This is a genomic window from Sulfurimonas sp. NWX79 (genome assembly GCF_039667035.1).
GTDB classification, from domain to species: domain Bacteria; phylum Campylobacterota; class Campylobacteria; order Campylobacterales; family Sulfurimonadaceae; genus Sulfurimonas; species Sulfurimonas indica.
This window is the reverse complement of the sequence record NZ_JALCZL010000004.1, coordinates 58,190-83,076: the sequence shown is the minus strand read 5'-3', so window position 1 is coordinate 83,076 and position 24,887 is coordinate 58,190. Positions and strand designations below refer to the sequence as shown.

Annotated in this window: 22 protein-coding genes; 11 read left to right on the top strand and 11 right to left on the bottom strand. The window is 36.8% G+C overall.

All coding sequences use genetic code 11. The features are described from left to right. Both MNY27_RS03115 and MNY27_RS03110 read left to right on the top strand, forming a co-directional pair. A complete protein-coding gene (locus MNY27_RS03115) occupies positions 1 to 3,375 on the top strand; it encodes an ATP-binding protein (protein WP_346391873.1) in 3,375 nt (1,124 codons plus the stop codon). 11 nt (positions 3,376 to 3,386) lie between these two features. Beyond that, positions 3,387 to 3,764, top strand: coding sequence for a response regulator (locus MNY27_RS03110; protein ID WP_152183388.1), 378 nt, complete (start codon positions 3,387 to 3,389; stop codon positions 3,762 to 3,764). A 7-nt stretch (positions 3,765 to 3,771) separates the two neighbouring features. On the opposite strand, the gene lon is transcribed toward MNY27_RS03110, so the two are convergent. Together lon and bamD are read right to left on the bottom strand one after the other, a co-directional pair. After that, positions 3,772 to 6,189 (bottom strand): endopeptidase La, encoded by a 2,418-nt coding sequence (gene lon, locus MNY27_RS03105; RefSeq protein WP_152183387.1) that lies wholly within the window; start codon positions 6,187 to 6,189, stop codon positions 3,772 to 3,774. Between the two features lie 20 nt (positions 6,190 to 6,209). Continuing rightward, entirely contained in the window at positions 6,210 to 6,950 is a 741-nt protein-coding gene (gene bamD, locus MNY27_RS03100) for an outer membrane protein assembly factor BamD (RefSeq protein WP_152183386.1), read from the bottom strand. A 277-nt stretch (positions 6,951 to 7,227) separates the two neighbouring features. Here bamD and MNY27_RS03095 point away from each other — a divergent pair, with 277 nt between their 5' ends. From MNY27_RS03095 to raiA, 5 genes are read left to right on the top strand one after another with little or no spacing between them, the layout of a single operon-like run. Continuing rightward, positions 7,228 to 11,391 (top strand): hypothetical protein, encoded by a 4,164-nt coding sequence (locus MNY27_RS03095; RefSeq protein WP_346391872.1) that lies wholly within the window; start codon positions 7,228 to 7,230, stop codon positions 11,389 to 11,391. Between the two features lie 35 nt (positions 11,392 to 11,426). Beyond that, entirely contained in the window at positions 11,427 to 12,032 is a 606-nt protein-coding gene (locus tag MNY27_RS03090) for a hypothetical protein (protein WP_346391871.1), read from the top strand. Then, complete coding sequence (locus tag MNY27_RS03085) at positions 12,032 to 12,934, top strand: type II secretion system protein (protein ID WP_246153807.1); 903 nt, start codon at positions 12,032 to 12,034, stop codon at positions 12,932 to 12,934. Before MNY27_RS03090 ends, MNY27_RS03085 begins: the two co-directional genes overlap by 1 nt. Positions 12,935 to 12,948: 14 nt before the next feature. After that, positions 12,949 to 13,392 carry a hypothetical protein gene (locus tag MNY27_RS03080; protein ID WP_346391870.1) on the top strand — a complete coding sequence of 148 codons (444 nt, stop codon included), beginning with the start codon at positions 12,949 to 12,951 and terminating at the stop codon, positions 13,390 to 13,392. A 58-nt stretch (positions 13,393 to 13,450) separates the two neighbouring features. Then, complete coding sequence (raiA, locus tag MNY27_RS03075) at positions 13,451 to 13,984, top strand: ribosome-associated translation inhibitor RaiA (RefSeq protein ID WP_346391869.1); 534 nt, start codon at positions 13,451 to 13,453, stop codon at positions 13,982 to 13,984. Here raiA and recG read toward each other — a convergent pair. From recG to MNY27_RS03035, 8 genes are all read right to left on the bottom strand, one after another. Continuing rightward, on the bottom strand, positions 13,981 to 15,789 hold the full coding sequence (recG, locus tag MNY27_RS03070) for an ATP-dependent DNA helicase RecG (RefSeq protein ID WP_346391868.1): 1,809 nt from the start codon (positions 15,787 to 15,789) through the stop codon (positions 13,981 to 13,983). The genes raiA and recG overlap by 4 nt on opposite strands. Positions 15,790 to 16,031: 242 nt before the next feature. Continuing rightward, positions 16,032 to 16,916, bottom strand: a complete 885-nt coding sequence (gene glyQ, locus MNY27_RS03065) for a glycine--tRNA ligase subunit alpha (protein WP_346391867.1) — start codon at positions 16,914 to 16,916, stop codon at positions 16,032 to 16,034. A gap of 47 nt (positions 16,917 to 16,963) precedes the next feature. Continuing rightward, on the bottom strand, positions 16,964 to 17,749 hold the full coding sequence (locus MNY27_RS03060) for a hypothetical protein (protein WP_152183379.1): 786 nt from the start codon (positions 17,747 to 17,749) through the stop codon (positions 16,964 to 16,966). After that, complete coding sequence (locus MNY27_RS03055) at positions 17,746 to 18,615, bottom strand: ARMT1-like domain-containing protein (RefSeq protein WP_152183378.1); 870 nt, start codon at positions 18,613 to 18,615, stop codon at positions 17,746 to 17,748. The genes MNY27_RS03060 and MNY27_RS03055 overlap by 4 nt, the downstream gene beginning before the upstream one ends. Then, complete coding sequence (locus tag MNY27_RS03050; protein WP_152183377.1) at positions 18,612 to 19,094, bottom strand: DUF3972 domain-containing protein; 483 nt, start codon at positions 19,092 to 19,094, stop codon at positions 18,612 to 18,614. The genes MNY27_RS03055 and MNY27_RS03050 overlap by 4 nt, the downstream gene beginning before the upstream one ends. A 22-nt stretch (positions 19,095 to 19,116) precedes the next feature. Then, positions 19,117 to 19,614 (bottom strand): 5-(carboxyamino)imidazole ribonucleotide mutase, encoded by a 498-nt coding sequence (gene purE, locus MNY27_RS03045; protein WP_152183376.1) that lies wholly within the window; start codon positions 19,612 to 19,614, stop codon positions 19,117 to 19,119. Between the two features lie 82 nt (positions 19,615 to 19,696). Then, a complete protein-coding gene (locus tag MNY27_RS03040) occupies positions 19,697 to 20,992 on the bottom strand; it encodes a peptidase U32 family protein (protein ID WP_152183375.1) in 1,296 nt (431 codons plus the stop codon). Beyond that, positions 20,992 to 21,681, bottom strand: coding sequence for a chemotaxis protein (locus tag MNY27_RS03035; protein WP_152183374.1), 690 nt, complete (start codon positions 21,679 to 21,681; stop codon positions 20,992 to 20,994). Before MNY27_RS03035 ends, MNY27_RS03040 begins: the two co-directional genes overlap by 1 nt. An 81-nt stretch (positions 21,682 to 21,762) precedes the next feature. Here MNY27_RS03035 and MNY27_RS03030 point away from each other — a divergent pair, with 81 nt between their 5' ends. Continuing rightward, on the top strand, positions 21,763 to 22,542 hold the full coding sequence (locus MNY27_RS03030) for a histidinol-phosphatase (protein WP_152183373.1): 780 nt from the start codon (positions 21,763 to 21,765) through the stop codon (positions 22,540 to 22,542). On the opposite strand, the gene MNY27_RS03025 is transcribed toward MNY27_RS03030, so the two are convergent. Further along, a complete protein-coding gene (locus MNY27_RS03025) occupies positions 22,531 to 22,983 on the bottom strand; it encodes a globin (protein WP_152183372.1) in 453 nt (150 codons plus the stop codon). The genes MNY27_RS03030 and MNY27_RS03025 overlap by 12 nt on opposite strands. A gap of 85 nt (positions 22,984 to 23,068) precedes the next feature. Between MNY27_RS03025 and trxA the strand changes: the two genes are divergently transcribed. The 3 genes from trxA to trxB are packed head-to-tail and all read left to right on the top strand — an operon-like array spanning position 23,069 to position 24,884. Continuing rightward, complete coding sequence (gene trxA / locus MNY27_RS03020; RefSeq protein ID WP_281346794.1) at positions 23,069 to 23,431, top strand: thioredoxin; 363 nt, start codon at positions 23,069 to 23,071, stop codon at positions 23,429 to 23,431. Between the two features lie 17 nt (positions 23,432 to 23,448). Then, entirely contained in the window at positions 23,449 to 23,937 is a 489-nt protein-coding gene (locus MNY27_RS03015) for a hypothetical protein (RefSeq protein ID WP_152183370.1), read from the top strand. 8 nt (positions 23,938 to 23,945) lie between these two features. Continuing rightward, positions 23,946 to 24,884, top strand: a complete 939-nt coding sequence (gene trxB / locus MNY27_RS03010) for a thioredoxin-disulfide reductase (protein WP_188109429.1) — start codon at positions 23,946 to 23,948, stop codon at positions 24,882 to 24,884. The last annotated feature ends 3 nt before the right edge of the window (positions 24,885 to 24,887 follow it).

Below are 24,887 nucleotides of genomic sequence, written 5' to 3'. Positions count from 1 at the left end.
ATGCAGTTAGGCTTAAAAAACAGACTGAGACTCATCTCACTTTTCCCCATTATTATTCTTATCTCGATTACAAGTTACTTCGTATATAACTCTTATGAAAATTATAAGGCAGCACAGATCCTGCAAGATAGACTTTCGCTAAACAGAGAACTCAATGAGCTTATAAACAATATCTCTCGTGAAAGAGGGATGACGGTAATGTATCTTGGTAACTCCTCTCCAAATACACTAAAATCACTGGTAAAACAGAGAAAGATAGTTAATGAAAAAGAGAAACTTTACTTTGAACACATAAAGCAACAGTCAACGCTCCACAACTATTCAAAAGCTGAAAAAGAGCAGATAGAAAAACTTGAAACTGCTCTTAAACAGATTAAGGAGACAAGAAAACTCGTTGATGAACAAAAAACAAACTTTGATGATGTTTATGACATTGTTTATGGATATGCAGAAAAAGTCGGTATCAAAGAGTTAGAAGAGATTACATATCATCAGATGGATGCACTCATTAATGAGTTCTCAACTGAGTATATCTCTTTAGTGCGTTCAAATGCAGCAACTGCAGATGAGCGTGACTTTATCTCTTTTGCGATTGCCCGCTCTACTGAACTGGAAGAAGAAGAGATCAATACATGGATCTCACTTATTGCAAAAGCTGATGCTATCAGTTATGACACGATTCGTGATAAAGAACTCGTAAAAAAACTTGATGCTATCTTTAAAAATGAAGATGCCCAGGAACTTTTTGAAGATATCAATAGTGAACGTGCAAGTATTTTAACATCTGCATCAAGTGGTGAATATGAAACAAATGCAGGTATCTGGTTTGCGATGCTCTCTGAAAAGTCTAATCTTCTCTCCGATGCAGAAAATGTTGTTTTGGGAACAATGGATGCCCGAGCTGTAACAGTAAAAACAGAAGCCCTGCAGTTTCTTGCGGTAACGCTTTCAGTTTGGTTGATCTCTATCATTCTGGCAATTCTTGGTTTCCTACTCTCAAATGAAATTGCAAGAAACATCCGTAACCTCGAAGACGTTCTTACAAAAGTTGCCGAAGATACAAATGAAGATGATACTGCCATCAATATCAACCTTCATACTGCACAAGGTACGGCAGAAGCCTATAAACTTCTTGAGAAGATCATCGAACAGACAAAACTCGATAAAGAAACAGCTCAAGAAGCTTCTGAAGCAAAATCGATGTTCTTGGCCAATATGTCACATGAGATTCGTACACCACTCAATGGTATCGTTGGATTTACGGAGCTTCTTAAAGATACAGAATTACGCGAAGAGCAAGCAGAATTTGTTGAGATTATTGAAAAATCATCAGAAAACCTTCTTGAAATTATCAATAATATTCTCGATCTCTCCAAAATCGAATCTAATAAACTTGAGATTGAAGATGTTGTCTTTAATCCGATTGAAGAGTTTGAAAGTGCTGTTGAAGTTTATGCAGTACGTGCGAGTGAAAAACATATCGACCTTGGATGTTTCATCGATCCTGAGCTTGAGCAACCGCTTAAAGGGGATCCGACAAAAATTAAAGAAGTTATCATTAACTTGCTTTCAAATGCAGTTAAATTTACAAGCTCTTCTGGCGCTATCAATGTTGACATTAGAAAACTTGAATCTGAACAAGAAGGCATTACAAGAGTACGATTTGAAGTACAAGATAGCGGTATCGGTGTAACAGGTGAACAAAAAGCGAGAATCTTTGAGGCATTCTCACAGGCCGATACATCAATTACTCGTAAATATGGTGGTACAGGTCTTGGTCTTACAATTTCTGCCCGCTTTATTGAACTTATGGGTGGACAACTTGACCTGCATTCTGAACCGGGTGAAGGTACTACATTCTTCTTTACGATTGACTTTGAAGAGATTGAAGTACTTAATGAGAGTTCAAAAGGTACATTCTCAAGTATCAATGCACTGATTTTAGAGTCAACGCACAAAACAAAGAGACAAGACACTTATCTGCGTGAGTATTTAGACTTCTATGGTATCAGCTATACAACGTTTACAGATAGAAATGAACTTGAAATGCTACAAAAACAGGTAAGTTATGACCTGCTGTTTGTTGATTATGAGTATACTAAAGAAGATGAGCTGGAGGCATATAGTGGAATGCCTGAAGAGTTAGTTCTACTTACAAAATCATACCTTATGAGAAAAATTGACTCAATGGCTCTGGATATTTTCAAAACTATCTATGAACCACTCAATAATACAAAACTCAAAGCAGTTCTTGAAAATTACAACAACGAAAACTTTAAAGCCCAAAAAGCGAAAAAAGCAAATCGTAAAAAGTTCAATGCCGAATCTTCAAAGTTTGATGCAAATATCTTAGTAGCTGAAGATAATATCATTAATCAAAAGCTTATCAAACGTACACTTGAAGATTTAGGATTAACTGTTGATATTGCTTCAAATGGCCTTGAAGCATTCCAAAAACGCAAAGATGGCAACTATGACCTTATCTTTATGGATATTCAGATGCCATTCCTTGACGGTATGGAAGCTACAAAAGAGATTTTAGAGTATGAAGAGGATTATAACCAGCCTCACGTACCAATTTTAGCACTGACTGCAAATGCACTAAAAGGCGATAGAGAACGATTCTTACGTGCAGGGCTTGATGAATATACAACAAAACCACTTGTACGTGCAGAGATCGTTACACTTCTAAATCATTTCCTTGCTGACCACATTGTTGATGCTGATGATGCAGTTCCGGCAAATGCAGACGCTTTAAAAGAAAAAGCTAAAAAAGCAGATGAAGTAACGACAGCAGTAGAGACAACTCAACAAGAGCTTATTGTTCCAAAACTCTCATCAGAGAGTGATGAAGAGGAGATCCCTGCTATAGAGATAGATGAAGAGATACTCCAAGAAGAAGGTTTTGATACAGATGATACTTTAGAGAAAGAAGCACAAGAAGAAGAAGAACAAATTGAAACTCCGGAGCCTGTTGAAGAAGAAACACTTCCAGAAGTAGAAGAAGTTCAGTATAATGCAGATATTCTTCTTGCGAAGAAAAGCCCGTTTGAGACAAAACTCTTTACAAAACTTCTAGATTCACTTGGATATAGCTATGAAGTTGCTACTTCATCCGAAGAGTTGAATGATAAGATAGCATCGAATGCATATAAAATCGTTCTTTTCGATAAAGAGTCCGAAAAGCTTGATCTTGTTACATTTGCAAACTTTGTGAAGTCAGAGAATGAGGCTAAAGGCATTCACTCAGCACTCATTTTACTTGCTGACCCTTCAATGCCAGAAGATGCAACAGATTTGAGCTATGTTGATGAAATTATGAAAAATATCATAAACAAAGATACACTTCGCGGTGTAATAGAAAAATTTATATAAAAGGTAAAAATATGACAAGAACAGACTTAGTAGTATTAGCAGTAGATGATGATATTATCAATTTAAAGCTTTTAAAATCTATGCTAATGAAAAGTGGTCATGTAAAAGAAGTTATCGAAGCTAAAAATGGTTCAGATGCTATTGGAGAGTTAAAAGGACGTAATGATATCGATCTTATTCTCCTGGACATCATTATGCCTATAATGGGTGGAATTGATATGTTAAAAGTTGTCCGTGCCGATGATAATCTTCGTCAGCTTCCTATCATTGTATTAACGACAGATGAGACGAAAAAAGCTGAGGCACTAGAGTATGGAGCAAATGGATTTTTAATGAAGCCTATCAGAAACGATGACCTCATCAGCAAAATGGAGACTGTCATCGTTTAAAACAAGTCTAAATAAGGACTTGTTTTAGCACCTCTTCTACACGTTTTACAGGAATGATCTCTAAAGAGTCTTGAACTTCTTTTGGAATATCATCCAAATCTCTCTCATAATTTTTTGCAGGAATCAACACTTTACTCATCTCAGCCTTATGCGCAGCAATGAGTTTTTCTCTGAGTCCGCCTATTGGCAGTACTTCTCCACTAAGTGAAACCTCTCCTGTCATGGCAATATCCGAACGAATTTTTCGTGAGCTCAAAATTGAAGCGATAACACTTACCATCGCGATACCTGCACTTGGACCATCTTTTGGTGTAGCACCATCTGGAACGTGGATATGAAGGTCATAACGTTTATACACCTCACTTGCATCGACTTTCACTTTCTCCTGTTTCTCTGTGTAAGTCACTGGAATATTATCTGCAGAGATTCTAAGCTTTCTTTTGTCTATGAGTGTTTTTACTACACTCATAGCAATACGAGCTGACTCTTTCATTATATCACCAAGACTTCCTGTAAGTTGCAAATTACTTTTACCTCTGATACGAATAGACTCTATTTTTAGAACATCTCCACCAACTGCCGTCCATGCAAGACCGTTTACAACACCAACTACAGGTACTTTATCTGTTTTCTCAATCTCAAAGACTGACTTGTCAAAATACTCTTTAAGATTTTTAACCGTAATAGAAACCTTACTTACACTTGCATCTTTAAGTATCGCACGAGCAGCTTTTCTACACATCTCAGCGATTCTGCGACGCAAATTTCTCACACCTGCTTCACGCGTATAAGAGTGAATAAGCTCACGCAATGCCGGTTTGGAAATACTCAGCTCTGATTTTTTGAGTCCATGTTTTTTCAGTTCTTGAGGAATGAGATATCTTTTTGCTATCTCGAACTTCTCCTGTGGCGTGTAAGAGCTGAGTGTAATAAACTCCATTCTATCACGCAGAGGGGCAGGAATACGTCCGACATCATTTGCAGTAGCGATGAAGATAACATTTGATAGATCCAAGTCAAAATTGAGATAATAATCTCTAAACTCACTGTTTTGTTCAGGGTCAAGTATCTCTAAAAGTGCTGCGGTTGGATCACCACGTTGCGAGCGTGAGACTTTATCTATCTCATCAAGCACTATAACAGGATTCATCTTCTTCGCATCAATGAGTCCCTGTGTGATACGCCCCGGCATTGCACCAACATAGGTACGACGGTGCCCACGCAGTTCATTTACATCTTCAAGTCCACCGAGGGCTATTCTGATAAGTGGACGTTTGAGTGCTGTTGCAATGGAGTTTGCCAAAGATGTCTTACCGACACCTGGAGGTCCAGAGAAACATAAAATTGCCCCTGCACTCTTTTTCAGTGCTATTCCACGCAACTCCAAAAGCTCTTTAACAGCAAAATACTCTACTATTCTCTCTTTTGGTTTTTCTAATGAAAAGTGGTCTTTATCAAGCTGCGATTCAACAGTTTCAATCTTGAGTGATTTTTTAGAATATGAACCAAATGGAATCTCCAAAACCCAGTCCAAATATGTCTGTGTCATAGAGGCATCTGAAGAGTCTGGATGCATTCGCGCAAAACGCTCAAGCTGTTTTTTTATCTCTTTGTAGGCATCTTCACCCATTTTAGACTTTTTAGCTTCAAGCTTTTTATAGTACTCTTCTATCTCCTCTTCACGTGCCGTATCGGTACCGAGTTCTTTTTGAATCTGTTTAAGCTGTTCTTTTAAAAAGTACTCTTTGTTCACTTTTTCAATATGTGTATGTACTTTTGAGCGGATCTCACGCTGAAGTTTGTTGGCCTCTATCTCATCGATGAGAATATCAATCAGATCTAAAAATCTTTTTTCTGTATCAGTCTCAACAAAGAGTTTATAGGCCTGCTCTTTTTTAAGTTTTACAGTTGAACATATCAAATCAATAATACGGTTGTGATCATGATTTTCTTCAATTGTTCGCAATAGATCAGGCGGAAAGTAATTACTTACAGCAGAAAGAGCTCGTACCTTCTCACGTACAACTTCTAAAATCGCATCAATTTTAAGTGAGTTCACCGGAGTAGCTTCTAAAATATCCACATGGGCAATTAATGGTTCATCGCTCACTTTATAGAGTGATTTTGCACGTGTAAGTCCTTGAAAAAGAACTTTCACCCTTCCATCCGGAAGAGATACTTTTCGCATGATAGAGCCAACAACACCTGCATCATAGAGTGATTCATAATCACGTTCACCTTCATGACCTGTTTTTGTAGGACAGACTATGACTAAAGAGTTCTCTTCTATCGCTTTTGTAGCTGCTGCTATATTTTTCTCATCACTCAAAAAAAGAGGAGAAATCATAAATGGATATAAAAAAATCTCATCTTCTGCTATTACAGGAATGTCAGCTGGAAATTCTCCATAGTTACTTAACTTCATAAACAGTTATCCTTTTATAGTTATTTCGTATTATTTATATCTTCGTTAACAGTATTACGCGATACAACACTTTTCGTATCAGGGATTATTATTTCATACCAAGACGATGTTCCGTCTCCTTCAAACATTGCTTTGTACCAAGGAGTATTCGCACGCTCAATTTCATCCCATTTTATCCACTTCTCTGGCATGATTGCTCTATAATAAGCAGCTGCTTTTGGTTTGTCAACTCTTTCATAAAGCGAAGCGATAGTCTCATTCAATACGCCATCTGCAAGGTAAAGATTTGTCAACATACTATCCACTAAAGAGTAGTACATAGAGTGTGGATACTTCTCTTTAAAGGCATTTGCATCTTTAATGGCTTGGGCAATTAAAACCTGATCACGTCTTGGATTTGGCAATGCCATATATTTTGCTTTAATCTTTAAAAACTCGGCATACTCTATCTCATTTTCGTTTGCATAGCGTTTACCATACTCATTTAAAAAATGTTCCGTTAAAAGATACTCTTCAAAATGCATATGTGCTATAGCTAAAATCATCGTAGCTTCTGGTAAAAGAGGTGAACCGATATGCTCTCCCTGAAGTGATGAGTAGTAATCATCTGCTCGGTCAATATCACCACTGCTGATAGACTCTACTATTTTTCCATACCAATAAACTGCCGGTTTATTATACTCATCCACCTCTTTTGAACAAGCTGAAAAGAGAAGTGTTATTGCAATAAAAAAAGAAAAATAGTGTAAATTTTTTCGCATAATAAAATATTCCTTACTATAGTTAGATTGTTATTTTATCCAAAAGATATATAATAGGCATTAAACAATAAAAATAGATTCTTTTTTCAAACAAAATATCCAAAAAAACAGAATAAGAACATAAATAAACGTCTATTTTTTTATCAAAAAAATAGTTTTCGTAAAAATTTCAGACAGTTTTGTAAAAAAAGTGCTACAATAAAATAAGGACAAGTGAACTTTAGTGCTGAGCCCAAATGTTGACTGCACTGATTTTTACTTCAAAAAGGGGTTTCTTATGAAAACTTTTACAATACCAAAACAATTTCTCCTCTCTCTATTTACACTACTTTTTGCTTGCAATGGCTGGAGTGCAGTACTGCATGATTTTGACAAGGTCAACCCGGCAGACACCTACAATGTGCAAGGGAACTATGCCATTGCAGGGAATACTGTTATGTGTCTGACAGAAAAAACTGATGGATATGGTGGTACATGCCATGGAATGACCGACTATGAATTAATAACAAGTAACCTGCATGTAAGTAAATACATCGATATTGATGATGATAGTTCAACATGGAACTCCACCTCTTCATATATTACCATCCCAACAAGTTTCGATACACCTTCAACAGGCGGAAAAGGTGTTCTTTGGGCAGGTCTTTTTTGGCAAGGAAGAATTAGTGCTGATAGTGAGTATGATCTTCGTTTTGGCTATGAAAATGGTAGTGGATTTAGCTACCAGACAACAAGTGACGGCACCTACGGCAGTAACTTTTCAGAAACAGAACTACTTAATACAAATGCAGATCATATAAAATTAAAAGTAGATAGCAATGCATACCAAAATGTTGTTGCTGATACCATCTATACTTATAACAGTAGTGACGGTACAACCTATGCAGCTTTTGCCGATGTCACAAGTATTATAAGTTCAGAAGTTCAAAGTGATGGAAAACATGTTTTTACTGTAGCAAACTTAACAACCGATGAAGGTAGAGAACCAAGTCCCGGTGTTTTTGGTGGATGGTCTTTAGTCGTTATTTATGCTGAAAATTCGTCAGGAAAAATGCGTAATATCTCTGTTTACAGCGGGTTTGATATTATTGATAATCCAAGTGATCCTTTTACAATAACAGACTTTATCTTACCAAAAGAAAATACCGTCAATGCAACACTCTCTCTTTTCTCAGGCGAAGGTGAGTATCTATATGGGCATAGAGATGGTAGTACACGGGCATATGACAGAATACAGATAAGTCCTGATGGTATCAACTATGACAATATGCCTGTTCCAACAGGCATTGACGAGAGTAATATATTTGATGGAAAACTAACAGGTATTACACGGGATGACATTAATGGTTCAAGTAATAATTTACAGATAAACAATGATGGTGTCGATGTTGATACTTTCGACGTTTCAGCACTGATGGAAGGATATAGGGATGCCAATCCAAATCTGACCTCTTTATATATTCAGTGGGAATCTAATAATGACTATATCACTCCAAGTATGCTTGTCTTTGCAACTGAACTTTATGCCCCAAAATTCTGTTATGACTATGCCTATAAACAACAAGGTATCTATTTTACAGAGAAAAATGATGGTTCTAAAATGCCACGTCTAACAGGTACAGTGTTTCCTCACGAAGATATAGAGATGACTATCTTTATTCGTAATCTTGTTGATTCTGATTTAGAAGTTACAGATATGAATGTAAGTATTCTTGATATCAATACATCGCAGACCACCTACATAAGAAACACCACAAAACTTGCCGCTATAGGAGACCTTATTCCTCAATCGATTTCAGATAGCTCTTTAACCGTCTCAGATAGTTTTATACAAGGTATCGATATAGGCACAGTAAAATCAAACGAACACTTTTATGTTTACTATAGTTTAGATCCTTTGGTTTCTGATTTAAACGGAACAATTGATGTACGTGCAAACTATAATCTAACCCTAAATGGTGTTACTATTCCTTATTCGCTACAACTTGGACAGAATATGGAAATGTGTTCTACTTCTAACTTTAAATATGCTCCGGCAAAAGGTATTTTTAATATTGTACACAATAACTACTATACATGGGATGGAAGCAGCGGAAATAAATACTACAATCTTCCGACACAAGTTACATCAAGAGAAGGAAATTTTAAAGTTCTTTCTATGGACCCTGATAACCTGGATGATTTAAAAGAAGTTTCTACTATAGTTGCTGTTGAGATGATTGACGCATCTGCCTTTCATGATACAAATGCATCCTGTATGGAGTTAGCAAGTGCAATAACACCAAGGGTTTGGGTAAAATTTGGCAATATAACTGATGGAAATACAAGCTCAACACCATTTAACAAAGAGGCTTTAGAGAACGCCATAACACAGGGTATGACCTCTTTAGCTTCAAGTAGTGAATTTTATAAATATGCTAAACAAAATACCGCTTTTAGGATTAGCTATAATCAAACAAATGATGGTAATAATGATTTAGTTACGATTACTCCAAGCGATTGTGCTTCTGGAGAATGTAGTATTAACTTTACAGAACTAGTACAAGATATCTCTACATGTGCTCAAGATATGGATGGCAAGCTCAACAATACGGATACAGTGGCAACCTATTGTGGAAATAATAGTGATCATTTAACATATCAAGACATTGCTATTTGTATGGAATGCGTATATGGTTATAATACTCGTCTTGTCTGCTCACGCGACAACTTCGCCATCCGTCCAGAAGCATTCATGCTAAATCTTGATGATCAAAACCAATCTGCACAGACAAGTCAAAGTAGACTAACAACTAATTATTCTGGTGCAGTTGGGGCAACAGCACCAGTAGTTGATTTAGCAGCTGATTACAAATATAACATTGAGATTAATGCAAGTAATCATATTAACAATATCTCTTCACTAGGTTATACTCGTTCATTTAACACAACAACACCAAATGATATTGCAGAGTATAGATGGGAGCCAAGAACAAGTATTACAACAGGTGCATGTAATGATGAAGATAACAAATCACTAGAGATTCGTTTTGTCAATGGTGAAGTAGATGCAAATACTTCAGTGGCTCAAGTAGGTGAATATCGACTCCATCTTCTCGATAAAACATGGACCGCAGTTGATAGTGATCCAACATTTATGGCACACCATGTCAGTCCATACTTTTTTCTTACTCTCGACTGTGTCCAAAATTCTTCAGCAACTCAATTAGTAAATGCAGCTACAAACAATGGTTGTGATATCAGTACAACACATCTTAATCCAAGTACCAATGTCAGATACAATGACCTCAATATAACTTTCCATCCATACCAATACAGTGTCAGCAACAATGTAACACTGCGTACAGGGAATGTTACACCACCAACAACATTTAAACCGTTCGTTTATATGGCAAATGTTGCTCAAGATGAAAATATGTCTGTACACTTAAATACAACGATATCAGCTATAGGTAAAAATAGCACAACACCTCTAAGCAATTATGTTACAGGATGTTTTGCCAAACCAATGAATCTTGAGATTGGCAAAACAGCGACAACAAATACAGCACTGAGATACAGTTACAGAGTACACAATCAAGATATTAATGGTACGATTGTCTCTGCAAATGATATCAATCAAACAATAGCAGCAGGAAATACAACTCTAAACCCTACATTTACAACAACAAGTGCCTACTTCCATAAAAATATGAATGGAACAACACAGATAGTGACCAATCTCAATTTTAATAGAGATGTCAATGTAACAGCAAACCCTGAGGATATTAACTTTACAACTATAAGTGTTGATGACAATGCAACACTTTTCAATGCTGATCTCACAAACAATAAATATGCTGAAGGGAATGTATCTGTCAATCAGAGAGTTCTACACTATTATGGTCGTACAATTGCTCCAAAAATTACGGTTATTTGTAATCAAAAACCTTGTAAAACAGGAATGAATGCAACAAATAATAATAATATTAAAGAGCTAATTAGTTACGTTATTTACTGTAATCCTAGTACAACAACATGTAGTGATACTCTCAATCTACCAAGTGGGGCTGGGCAAGTTGCTGATGTTAGATGGTTCGAAAATCGAAATCATGATAAAATTGATGGCGGATGGCTTGCAGATGGTACAGATGGCACCATAGGCACGATTACAGAAATTGCAGCTACTGGTAATGTAAATGAAGTGGCTACTAGAAATATCACAGCAAATAAATATGAAACAGAAGCGCTGATTGAATATAGTGGTCCATTGCCATATGATGCTATTATGCAGATGCAATCATCTCCTTGGCTTATCAACAATGATACTGATGCAAATGCAACAGCAAATACTTTTATCATCCAGTTTGTAGGTGATGGTGGATGGAGTGGTAAATATGAAGACAATACGACAACGCATACTGAAGCTGCAGGCAAAACAAATAGGAGAATAATGTGGTAAGAAAACATTTATCTCTTCAAAAAAATGCTTTTACAATGATTGAGTTGATATTTGCAATAGTCATTATTGCAATATCAATTGTCTCTTTGCCCATGATGATTCAAACAACGACAAAAGGGATTGAAAACAATATCATTCAAGAAGCTATATTTGCTGCAGAGACCATTTTAAATGAGTCTACAACATACTACTGGGATGTTAACTCAGCAGAAGACAATAGTATCTCAGGTGGCTATTCAAGGGTTGTAAATACAGGAGATTGTACTATCGGAGGACCTCCATTCAAAAGAGTTGGTCATGTAAATAGACAATGTTTAGACAATAATTCAACAGTAGTAAATACAGTTGGTGATGCGACATCAGTCGAATATGCATCTAGTATCTATAGTAATAGACTAGTATTTGAAACTGGTAGCGCAGGAACAGGTAGCGCTACATATAAAAACAGCTATTATGCAACAGCAACTGTCACACAATGTATATCTCCTAATTCTTATATACAGTTTGGACAAGAAACAAATAACTCTAACCTTAAAGAGACTGAAATAAAAATTACAGATAGTTCAGGAAACACGGTAGTAGTGCTACGTGCCTATACTGCAAATATCGGTGAAGTAAAGCCTGAAAGTAGGATTTTTTAATGATGTTTAAAAACAGACGTAATGCATTTAGTATGCTCGAACTTATTTTTGTTATTGTCATTATGGGAATATTAGGAAAGTTTGGTGTAGAATTTATTGCCCAAGCGTATGAAAGTTTTATATTTTCAAAAATCAACAATGATCTACAGTCGAAGAGTGCTGCTGCAGTTGAGTTTATCGCGAAACGCTTAGAGTATCGTATAAAAAATTCTATTATCTCAAGAAATTTAATAATAAATGACTATAATTATCTTAGTGATACTGGTCTCTCTGACCCAAATGCTACTGTTTTAGAGTGGATTTCAGCAGACACTGATGGTTTTCGAGGAACAAATGCTCCTTTATGGAGTGGAGTTATTGATCTAAATGCTTCAACTGCTACAAAACTAATCTCCCCGGCGACCGATACAAATGCACTGAACACTCAAATCGGTATTCTTTCCTATGTTAATAATGCTACAGTAAATGATACTGCTATTTATTTCATCGGTTCCTATCTTTCTGCTGCAAATCCATGGGGATACGAAGGTCCCATTAATGATCAAAATGAGACGCTTCACCCTATTCAAGCAGGAACAAATATAGATGAATTATTACCTAATGGTTCAGACTTTAGTGGAAAAGAAGTTTTTGAATATTATAAACTTGCTTGGACAGCCTATGCAATTGAACTTGGAGACTACAATGACACATCACACATAGGTAATCTCTATTTTTATTATGACTATAGACCTTGGAAAGGTGAAACTTATGTAAATAATGGTAAAAAAGTCCTTTTAGCAGAAGGTATAAATACTTTTAGATTCCGCTCCGCAGGTTCTTTGATAAAGGTTCAGGTATGTGCAAAAAGTGAATTAACAGGTGAGGAGTATGCACTATGCAAAGAAAAAACAATTTATTAAAGAGCTCTTCATTAATGAAAAGAAGTGGTATAGCAATGATTATGGCTATTTCTGTTATTGTCATCATTGCAACCATTTTAGCACTTTCTCTCGCCCTTACGTCACAAACAACAAAGAAAACCACAGATCTCTACCTCTATGAACAAGCATCGATACTTTCTCATAGTGCTACCGAGTATGTCATGTTAAAACTGTCTCAAGCAAATCCATGTAGCATCAGCAGCATTAACTTCTCCTATAACAATATTTATGATATTAATGCATCCATGAGTTATATTACAGTTGCCGGTAGTTCCTGTGACGGTAATGCTACAGCAGCCGGTGTAGTTTATGCCAATACAACCAACACTGCTTCAGATGGTACTGTTATCCTCGATGTAACAGTCAGTGTCCCTACTGATAGAAATGTTACATCTGAGCCTGTAAGATATTTTAGAAGAACTATACAAAAATTATAATTCTTGTGTCATTATAAACTTTTTCGTGATATAATCTAAAAAAATTAAAGGATTTATCATGAATATATCAATGACAGGAAGAAATATAGAACTAACAGAGCCTATCAAAGAGCATATCACTGCTTCTATTGAGACACTTAAAAAATTTAATCTTGATATCATTTCAGTCAATGTGATTGTATCAACACAATCCAAAAAAGGCAAAGAGCACTCTATTGTTGAGTTTGTTATTAATCTAGCGCATAAAAACACTATTGTTATCAAACAAAATGACCAAGACCTCTATGCAGCGATCGATTTAGCAACAGAGAGAGCACAAAAAGCGATGCGTCGCCTCCATGACAGAGAAGTTGACCATCAAAAAGTAGGTCTCAATGAAGCAAAAGCTGAGATCGTTGATGTAAAAGAAGCAGCTTCAGAGATGGAAGATGAAATCATTCCTGTTGAGCTTGATCTTTACAAACCACGTGAGGTTGAAGATGTTTTAAATGACCTCAAAGAGAGTGGAAAAATGTTTGAAATTTTTGTAGACAATGAGCAAAAAACACGTGTTCTTTACAAAAGAAATGATGGTAAATTCGGTCTTTATTAATCACTTTTAGGTAAAAGAAGCAGATCTTCTTTTACCTTTTGTACTATCTGAGTATCTTCTATAAAATCCACCCACTTAAATTGTGAACCACTTTGATTTATTCCCTTAAGCAGATCACCACTTTTTCTATACTTTAGATCAAGATTTGCTATATCAAAACCACTGCTGGTCTTTACAAACTCATCAAGTCGTTCCGAGCTTTTTTGATTCGTATATAAAAAACAGTAACCTTTAAGCCCTGTGCGACTCACACGCCCACGCAATTGATGCAAAGTTGAAAGTCCTAATCTCTCAGCTCCTACAATAACAACTGTTGTAAGCCTTGGCAGTGATATACCTACTTCTACTACAGTAGTTGAGATAAGGATATCTCCATTATCTCGAAAATCAAGCAAAACTTGCTCTTTTTCTTTATCTTTTCCATGGGTAATATAAACATTTTTAAAATTTCTCTCCCAGTACTCACGTGCTTCATCAATGCTCTGATAATCCAAGACTTCACTCTGCTCAACCAAAGGATAAACAATAAGAATCTGATTTTTTTTCTCTATCTCTCTTTTTATATGTAATAGCAAATCTTTAAAATCACTCTTATGAATGACTCGAGAATCAATATCTTTTTTATAAGGTGTAGATGTAATAAGACTCACATCAATATGTGCAGACTCTATCATCGCTAAAGTTCGAGGAATTGGAGTGGCAGAAAATTGCAGGAAATGAGGCTTTTTTTCTCCCTTTGATATCAGTTTTTCCAGCATATTTCGCTGTTGTGTTCCAAAACGATGCTGTTCATCAACCATAACGAGTGCTGCTTCTGGTAATTCTCTGTACAAGAGGGCATGTGTTCCAATGATAAAATCATACTCCTCTAACGAAGCTTTTTTCCTTTTATTTGTCACAAGGGCTATCTTCATTCGTGGCAAATATTTAAGAGCCTCCTCATAAAGCTGGTTTGCTAAAATAGTTGTGGGAGCCATCAGAATTGACCTCTGTGGCATCATCATAATTGCAGCTGCTAAGATAACCATAGTCTTACCACTACCAACATCTCCGACTATCATACGTTTTGCTGCTACACTTTTTGCGAAATCTTTTTGTATATCTTGTATCGTCTTTAGCTGCTCATCTGTAAGTTGAAACGGTAATGAGTTCACAAAAGCATCATAAAAACCTCTCTTTGATACCAATGGCTGAAAATATCTTCGTTTGAGAGAGAGTTGTTTCATATAATTATAGAGTTCCAAATATTTTAAAGCTTCTACAGCTTCTTGGCTTAACTCTCTGTTTTGAAGAACTTCTAGAGTTGGAAAATGAAGTGCTAAAACTTCTTCTATAATCTTCTCAGGAAGCCTCTCCTCACGCAAGTTCTCAAAGTTAAGAAGTTCACGAGTAAGGCGAAACATCACATCGCTCCTGAGTGCAGATTTATACTTAGGAGTAATTTGTCCAATACTTGTAACTTTTCTTGGCATACTCATAGAACAGTTTCCTATCTTACACTCTATCATTCCATAATAGTAATCTCTATCCCCTACCTTAAACTGATGCATCATATAAGGCTTGGGACGAAACAAAACACCTGTTACTCTATGTCCAAAATTATGTGCGAAAAAGGTTATCTGAATGGAATTAGGAGCACGATAAACAGACTCAACAGTTGCATCAATAAGTTGGTTGGCGTGAGGTATGAGCTTCTCTTGAAGCCGATAATCTTCATAAGAGTGGGGAATTAAAAGAGCAAGCTCGCTAATAGAATTAATACCAAGTTTTTTAAATTTTGCTTCTTGCTCTTTTGTGAGTTGCATCTTTCAATCCATTTACGAATTTTTATTTTTTTGTTATAATACCAGACTAAGGAGTGGGCTTAATTCCCACTTACCTCTATTTTCAAGCTAAAAGGTCTAAGTTTTAGCCTGATTTTTAGGGTAAATCGCTTCAAAAGCGACCTCCTACAGTCTGGAATTTGTCCTACCGAATAATCGGTAGGAACACTACCACTTTAACAAAAAATCAAAAAACTCTAAAAAAATATGACAAAATGAAAGATTTAACCGTTTACTCTTTTATTGCGCTCTTCTTCTTGTGCTTTGTAGAGTTCAGCACATCCACGTGAGAGTTCACGGATTTTTAAGATATAGTTTTGACGTTCTGTCTGGCTGATAGCTTTTCTTGCATCCAGTACATTAAAAACGTTCGACGCCATCATACACAGATCATATGCAGGTAGTGGCAATCCTGCTTCAAGAGTACGCATACACTCTGCACTTTTAGCATTAAACTCATCAAAGAGCATAGCCGTATCAGCCACTTCAAAGTTGTACTTAGAGAACTCTATCTCACTCTCTTTATGCACATCTTTGTAGAGTGTCTTACTTCCATCAGGTGCCTCATTCCAAACAATATCAAAGACAGTATCAACCCCTTGCAGATACATTGCTAAACGCTCTGTCCCATAAGTAATCTCAACTGCTACAGGAGAACACTCAATGCCTCCAACCTGCTGAAAGTAAGTAAACTGTGTCACTTCCATACCATTAAGCCATACTTCCCAACCAAGTCCCCAAGCACCAAGTGTTGGAGATTCCCAGTTATCTTCAATAAAACGGATATCATGTTTACTTACATCAAGTCCAAGATATTCTAGTGATTGTAGATAAAGCTCCTGAATATTGTCAGGAGAAGGTTTTATAAGTGCTTGAAACTGATAGTAGCTTCCAAGTCTGTTTGGATTCTCTCCATAGCGTCCATCTGTCGGTCTGCGTGAGGGTGCAACATAAGCTGTTGCCCAAGGAGTAGAGTCTAGTGAGCGAAGAAATGTAGCAGGATGAAATGTTCCTGCTCCTGCTGGAATATCATAAGGCTGTACAATATTACACCCCTGTTTCATCCAAAATTCTTGAAGTTTAAGTAACATCTCACTAAAAGTTATCATATATCTTGCCTTATTTTATTTTTCGTATTATATCTAAAGTGGCTTTTTTAGTATTTAAAAACCATTCCAACTTTCAGATATTGATTGTATGCTGTAGAGTCTGGCTCAACATATCCATTTGCTGCAGCGTCATAAACAACATTAGACTCTTGTATCTCTTGATATTCAAAAACATATGTACAGATTAAATCAATATTTTCACTTATCATGTAGCGAATAGGAAGAGAAAGTTTTACTATATTTGCAGAGGAGAGTTCAAAATCATCTGCTATACCCGTAGCTGTCATTGTCGGCTTAATACCATACTGATACTCTGCGATCAAAGATGCAGTCAGATTTTTATGCACAAACCGCATTCCTACATTAGCACGTAAAGAGTACCATTCATATACTTCCACCTGTGTAGAGGAAAGTGTTCTTTGCCAGTATCTATACCCTAGGCCAAGACCACCAAGCATCATAATATTAAAATCTGATATATTTGTAGCATTGTATCCAAGAGAGATATCTCGAATGGCATTTGATGTTGTACTTACAACAGAACCATATCCAGCTCCTGAACCAATATATGAACCTACATATTCACTCTCACCCTCAACTCCCAAGACTTTAAAATCAATATTTGAACGTTCATCCAAAAAATATCTATATTCAAACTCTGCACCTATAACATCTAAATAGTTTGATTTTTCACTATCAAGAATATTACCAGACCTGTCATACTCACGATAGTCCATGTTCATACCTACAAAAGAGATTTTATACTCCATTTTTGTCTCGGCTGTAACTATATTACTAAGCAACAATAAAACGAATAAGACTTTTTTTATCATTCTTTCTCCTTTACCACTTTACAAACTATATCACCGACATTCTGTCCTAAAGAGCGTGCTACAACATCACACTTGACTTTGAGTAAAAAACAGATGTTTTTGTGGTGTGACGGTGAAAGACATTCATAATTGCCCATTCCTTTACTAATCACTAAATCTGCTTTGTCAAAGTTTTTTTGTGCATATTCATTAGCACGATTATAGGTAAATCCGGGAGTATTCACACCACTATCAATAAGTTCACACAACGTATCAAATCCGGCTTCACATGCCTCTTTCATCGTAACATCATTGATGATTGGATTGCCTCGTACCATATACGAAAAATCTACGTGCGGATAGAGCTCTTTTAAAACTTCCATAAACATATAGTCAAAGATATGCTCACCTACATTATCTCCTAAAACAACAACACTTTTCGCATTTTCCAGCTCTTGCGTGAGCATTTCAAAATCATTATGTGAGAACTCTGTATGAAAGATTTTTTCAAGCTCTTCTTCTAGGTCAAACTCTACTGCAGCAGCAAGGTCTATAACATTTCCTGCAACGGCAATCTTGGTCGCTGTTAAAAGCTTATCTGTACTCTTTGAGAGTTTTTCTTGTAAAAAAGGGAGAAAAGATTGTGCTTTATCTGTTGAGAGTGCTTTGACCTCATCATAAAGGTCCCTTTTGTTAGCGATTTGAGCCATCTTTTCATAGACATCTGCAGCGATTTCTGGAGGAGAAAGCTGAAATGAGAAATCTCGACTCATCTGTTCAACAGTAGAGAGCAGTTTGTTTTTGAGCTTTTTGTCTGCATGTATCGCATCAGCGACTTTGAGACTTTGGTTGATAATACAGCCAACACACTCCTGCGCTATTTTCATGAGTTACTGTCTGTATGTTCTTCGATAGCTTTGTTCCACATGAGTTTATACTTACGTCGCATAAACTCTACCTCTTGTTGCGAGAGCTTGAGCTGCTCTTGCAGGGTATGAATAGTTTTTCTATCTTCATCATAAAGTTCTTGGAGCGATGCCAAAGCCTCACGTAAAAATTCATTCTCTGTACGTACTGCTTCAAGTGTTTCATCTTTTGCATCAAGAACTTTCTCATGAAGATTTATGATTGTTCCAATTGTTTTTTCAACGAACTCAGGTTGTACAAGCATCTCATGCTTGTTTTTTTCACTCAGTTCATTTAATTTTGCAGGAACAATAACTTCAGTGGCACCTTTTGACGGGTCAATATAACGGACACCATCCTCAACTTTTACAGTAAGTTTACCACGCTCTACCAAATCATCAATCGCTGATAATTCCAAGCCTGTCAACTCACTGTATTCGTCGTCGCTCATCCACTTCATTATTATCTCCTGCTTCTGTTAACTATTTAATAATAGTCTCTATCTCTAAAGAGTCCATCTCCACTTTTTTCGCTTTTGCGATACGGTCTTCTTGAAGTTTTATAGCTAACTCTTCATTATCAAGTGCCAAAATTTGCATTGCCAGATATGCAGAGTTAATCGCTCCTGCTTTTCCAATAGCAACTGTAGCAACCGGCATACCTGCTGGCATTTGAACAGTTGAGAGCAGGGCATCAATTCCGCTCAGTGCTGAAGCTGACATTGGAACACCAATGATAGGCTTTACTGTTTTAGAAGACAAAACACCAGCAAGGTGTGCAGCCATACCAGCAGCAGCGATAAATACCTGAGCCCCTTTTTTCTCCGCATTTTCGATATACTCTTTTGTTCTCTCCGGTGAACGGTGAGCAGAAGAGATAATCATCTCATAGTTTACGCCAAAACTCTCCAATGTATCAGAACATGACTTCATGACCTCATAATCACTCTTCGATCCTATGACAATTGAAACAAATTTCATATCTTTTTTCCTTAATTTTTTATGCTGCAATTATATCATAAAAGCAGCTTTTTCATCTTCGATAAATTTTCATTCTAGGCATTTAACTTTTTGGATATGTTCCCATATCAGGATGTGAAGGAATTCTAAAAAATGTAAAAGCAGGAAACTTTGTAGGTAACTCAATTGGGTTGATATTTCCGCTATGGACTGTTTCCCAAAGTTTTCCATTCTCGGCTTTTAATTGCTTAAATTGCAAATAAAGTCTTCCATTTTTTTCATAAGTTCTACCATTCTCATTATCCACCAGCTCTATCTTAGCGTCTTGTGGAGCCACAACTTCAAGTTCATCACCAGGACGTGTTGTAAACTTACACATATAGTGCGTTCCTGCTTCATTTGTCACACCTGTTACCTGATGCGTTCCAAGTTGCATGGTAAAATCAAGTGACTGCGTATCATGCTTCTCAAAAGGACGTGAAACAAGATAAGCATCTGTATAGCCACGATTTTGCAGTGATTCAAGTTCATACTGATACTTTGTGCTATCTAGTTTATCAGCATAATAATCATCAATGGCCATTCTGTAAGCTTTTGCAGTTACTGCTGCATAGTATGCTGTTTTGGTACGACCTTCTATCTTTACACTGTCAACCACACCAGAGTCCAAGATTTCTTGCATATGTGAAGCCAGATTCAAATCTTTTGAGTTCATAATGTAAGTCCCTATGCCCTCTTCCTCTTCCAGCTTAAAGAGTGTACCCGTCTCAGGATTTGCAGCATATATCTCATATGGGAAACGGCAGTCATTTGCACAGCTTCCACGATTTGGTACACGACCACTTTGCAGCGTTGAGATAAGACAGCGCCCAGAATATGCAAAGCACATTGAACCATGCACAAAAACCTCAAGCTCCAAATCCGGTAACTCTTCTTTAATTGCTTTTAGGTCCTTGAGTGATATCTCACGTGCCGTGATGATTCTTGTAGCCCCCATGTCATGGTAGACTTTTGCATCCAGTACATTCATAACATTAGCTTGCGTAGAGAGATGTAGTGGCATATCCGGCACTAGTTCATGTGCCAACTTAAGCACGCCCGGCGTTGCTATGATGAAAGCATCTGGCTGTAACTCTGCCATCTTGAGAATATGTTTTTTTAAAAGATTCAGCTGAGAGTTAAAAGGAAATCCGTTAATTGTGGCATAAACTTTTTTTCCTCTTGCGTGAGCATACTTGATGCCCTCCTCAAAATCCTCAAAAGAGAACTCTTTACCACTGCGTATACGCAGCGAGAAGTGGCTCACACCACCATATACAGCATCTGCACCATAGTCAAACGCAATTTTTAGTTTTTCCAGTGTCCCTGCAGGAGAGAGTAATTCGACTTTTGTACCCATTAGTTTCCAAACTGCGCAAGAAGCGCTTCAATATCTTCAGTTGAGGCTACATCATTATGTGTATCACCTGCAATGTGTGTTGCCGAAGAGACACGTTTTTCATCATCGATTTTACCTTCAAAGAGAGTATTCATATATTTCGATAAAGCACGCATAACATTGATAACACGCTCGATTTTCTGTCTGTGGATATCTTGATACTGCATAATATCCATAACTGTCATAATCGAATCACCACTGTTTTGCAATGCTTCAATCGTACTATTTGTATCTTCAACTGCTTTTTGATTTAACTCCAACTGTGTTTTAAAAATCTCAATATCAGGAAATTTTGTTGTTAATTTTTCAAAGAGCTCTATATTTGCATTAAGTACTTCAAGAACAGTCGTTAATGACTCCTCTTTCTCCATCAAATCATTACTGATTGTCTCAATAATGTCAAAGATTTCACTCGCTTTTTCTTCAGACTCTTTTGTCACATCATCAAGTTGATGGACCATTTTGTTCTCATCAGTTGCAGGAAGTGGCAGTTTTGCAGATTTAATATTTTCTTCAAGAAGATTTGCAGAGTCCTCTTCATGCTTTTCGTCATTCTCAGGAGATACTTCTTCTTGTGATGATTCTTCCTCTGATAGTTCATCTATGTCCATATCACCATTCATCAATGCATCTAATTCTTCTTGTGTCATAAGGTTCTCCATCGTCAAAATTGGGCTGATTTATTAAATGTCACTATAATAGCATAAAATATATAAAAATCCGAGAGAAAAATGATAGTAGATTTGCACAACCACACACCGCTTTGTAATCATGCCGAAGGAGAAGTAGAAGAGTACATCGAGGCAGCTATTGAAAAGGGGACAAAAATTTTCGGTTTTTCTGACCATGCTCCTATGGATTTTGACCCGGCTTATCGTATGAAATTTGAAGATATGCAGCAGTATGAGACGCAAGTAAGAAATGCAAAAGAGAAGTATAAAGAGAAGATCGAAATCCTTTTAGGCTATGAGGTTGACTATCTTCCCGGGCATATGGATAAAAGAGTACTTGAGGCTAATGTCGATTATCTTATTGGGTCTGTGCACTTTATCGAGGGATGGAGCTTTGATAATCCAGAATTTATTGGAAAATGGAAAGAACAGGATGTCAATGAAGTATGGCAGAAATATTTTGACACTATTGAAACAATGGCCAAAAGCAAACTTTTTGATATTGTAGGGCACTTGGACCTTATCAAAGTTTTTAATTTTATGCCGACAAAAGAGATTGGCAAACTGGCTAAAAATGCTCTTTTGGCTATTAAAGAAAGTGATATGGTTTTAGAGATCAATGTCGCAGGATACAGAAAACCTGTGGCGGAAGCCTATCCATCGCTAGAACTTCTCACACAGGCCTATGCACTCGATATTCCCATCACACTCTCATCAGATGCCCATAAGCCAGAACAGGTCGGACTCTATAATGATGCGGTCATCAGAATGGCAAAAGATGTGGGTTACCGGGAATGTGCCTATTTTGTCAACAGAGAGAGAAAGTTTTTAACTCTCTAGTATAGGTGTATTGATAACCCAAATAGAAAACAGGTCCAGATAGTTCCAAAAGGACTCTATATACTCTTGCGTAATCCCCTCATTTTCTAGCTCCATCAAAAGCGGTTGATAGAGTTCCAACCATGTACGTCTTGCTTTTTCGTCAATACGAAACGGTGCATGACGCCCTACCATCTGATGTTCACCACGGGTTTGTGTAAAGTAGTCAGGTCCACCGGAGATCTCTATCAAAAAATCTGCTGCATGCTTTTGTGCTTCTGCAAAGTCATCATCATCAAAGACAGGAAACAAAAATGCAATATCGCTTGTTTTTATAGAATCGTAATGATCATTAACAAGTTTACGAAATCTCTCTTCACCAACTTCATAGAAAAAACCGGGATGTGGTTTGGCAACTGGAGGGCGAACTCCAAGTTTGCCATCTGTAATTTTTAATTCCATAATTGCTTCCCTTCACGTATTAATTTGACAGAATTATACAAATAATTTCTATAAGTATATTTAAAGTTATAATTAATAATATCACTTGTATAATACTTCAAACAATAAATGTAAAAAGGAAATCCTAATGGGTAAATATATTGAATTAACTGCTGATAACTTTGAAGCAACACTTGCAGAAGGTGTAGCACTAGTAGACTTTTGGGCTCCATGGTGTGGTCCTTGTCGTATGATTGCTCCAGTTATCGAAGAGTTAGCTGAAGATTATGATGGAAAAGCAAAAATCTGTAAAGTAAATACTGATGAAGAGCAAGAGATTGCTGTAAAATTTGGTATCCGCTCTATTCCAACAGTAATGTTCTTCAAAAACGGTGAGTTAGTAGACCAAATGGTTGGTGCAGCTTCTAAAGATGCATTCGCTCAAAAACTCAACGATCTTTTAGCGTAATTTTAAGGTATTAAAAGGTGGCAAGAAAAGGAGGCAAAAGCCTCTTCTCTCTCTCCACACTTTTAGCCTCTTTCTTTGGTGCCGCTATGATAGCCGGCGCTTTTGCTTACTTCAATTACAAATTTTCTGAATATAAATTTATCGATTTCAAAGAGTGGGCTTTTTATGAGAAGAGTGATATCTTCACACCAAAAGAAGAGACCTACATCGTAGTCTTTTACTCCTCTCGTACAAAAGGGAGTATAGAAAAGTTGGTAAAATTGGATTTAAACAACCCTATTCTTGCTATTGACTACTACAATCAGATAAGTGCAAACTCAAAAACAACAACTTTTTTACGTTCTGGGACAAATACATCGCTTAAATTCATTCAGCGATTTAATATTTATGAAGTCCCTTCCATTTTCTTTATAAAAAGAATCAAAGAGTCTCTTTATAAACAAGATAGTATGATACGTAAACTTGATAATTTAGATGAATTAAGCAAAGAGGTGAAAAAATTATGAGCAAAAATATTTTAGATTGTGCAATCGTTGGCGGAGGTCCTGCCGGACTTACTGCAGGGCTTTATACAACTCGTGGTGGACTTGAGAATGTAACAATGTTTGAAAAAGGTATGCCAGGCGGACAAATCACGCAAAGTTCAGAGATAGAAAACTATCCTGGAGTCACAGGTGATATCACAGGGATGGACCTAATGATGCCATGGCCCGAGCAGTGCCAAAAATTTGGACTTAAACACGAAATGGTTGAAGTCAAACAAATTAGAAAAGATGGAGATATTTTCTCTGTTATTATGAGCGATGAGAGTATTACACATTCACGCTCTGTAATTGTATGTACCGGTTCATCGCCACGCCGTGCAGGATTTAAAGGAGAAGATGAGTTTTTCGGAAAAGGTGTAAGTACCTGTGCGACATGTGACGGATTTTTTTATAAAGACAAGGAGGTAGCTGTTATCGGTGGCGGTGACACTGCACTTGAAGAAGCACTTTACCTAGCAAAGATTTGTTCAAAAGTTTATCTTATCCACAGACGTGATACCTTCAGAGCAGCACCAAATACGGTAAAACGTGTAGAAGGCAATGAGAAAATTGAGCTCATTCTTAACTCTACTCCCGAGGAAGTTTATGGAGATGCAATGGGTGTAACAGGCATTAAAGTCAAAGACAAAGAAGGAAATATTCGTGATATCGAAGTCCCTGGCGTCTTTACTTTTGTCGGTAACGATGTAAATAACCAAACACTCATCCAAAATGATGGTACATTTTTATGTGATGTAAATGAACAAGGACAGGTTATCGTTGATTTAAGTATGAAAACATCAATACCTGGTCTCTTTGCTGCAGGTGATATGCGTATTGAAGCACCAAAACAAGTTGTCAGTGCTGCAGGTGACGGTGCGGTTGCAGGTATTGCTGCAATTAGTTATGTTGACGAATTATTAAACTAAAGG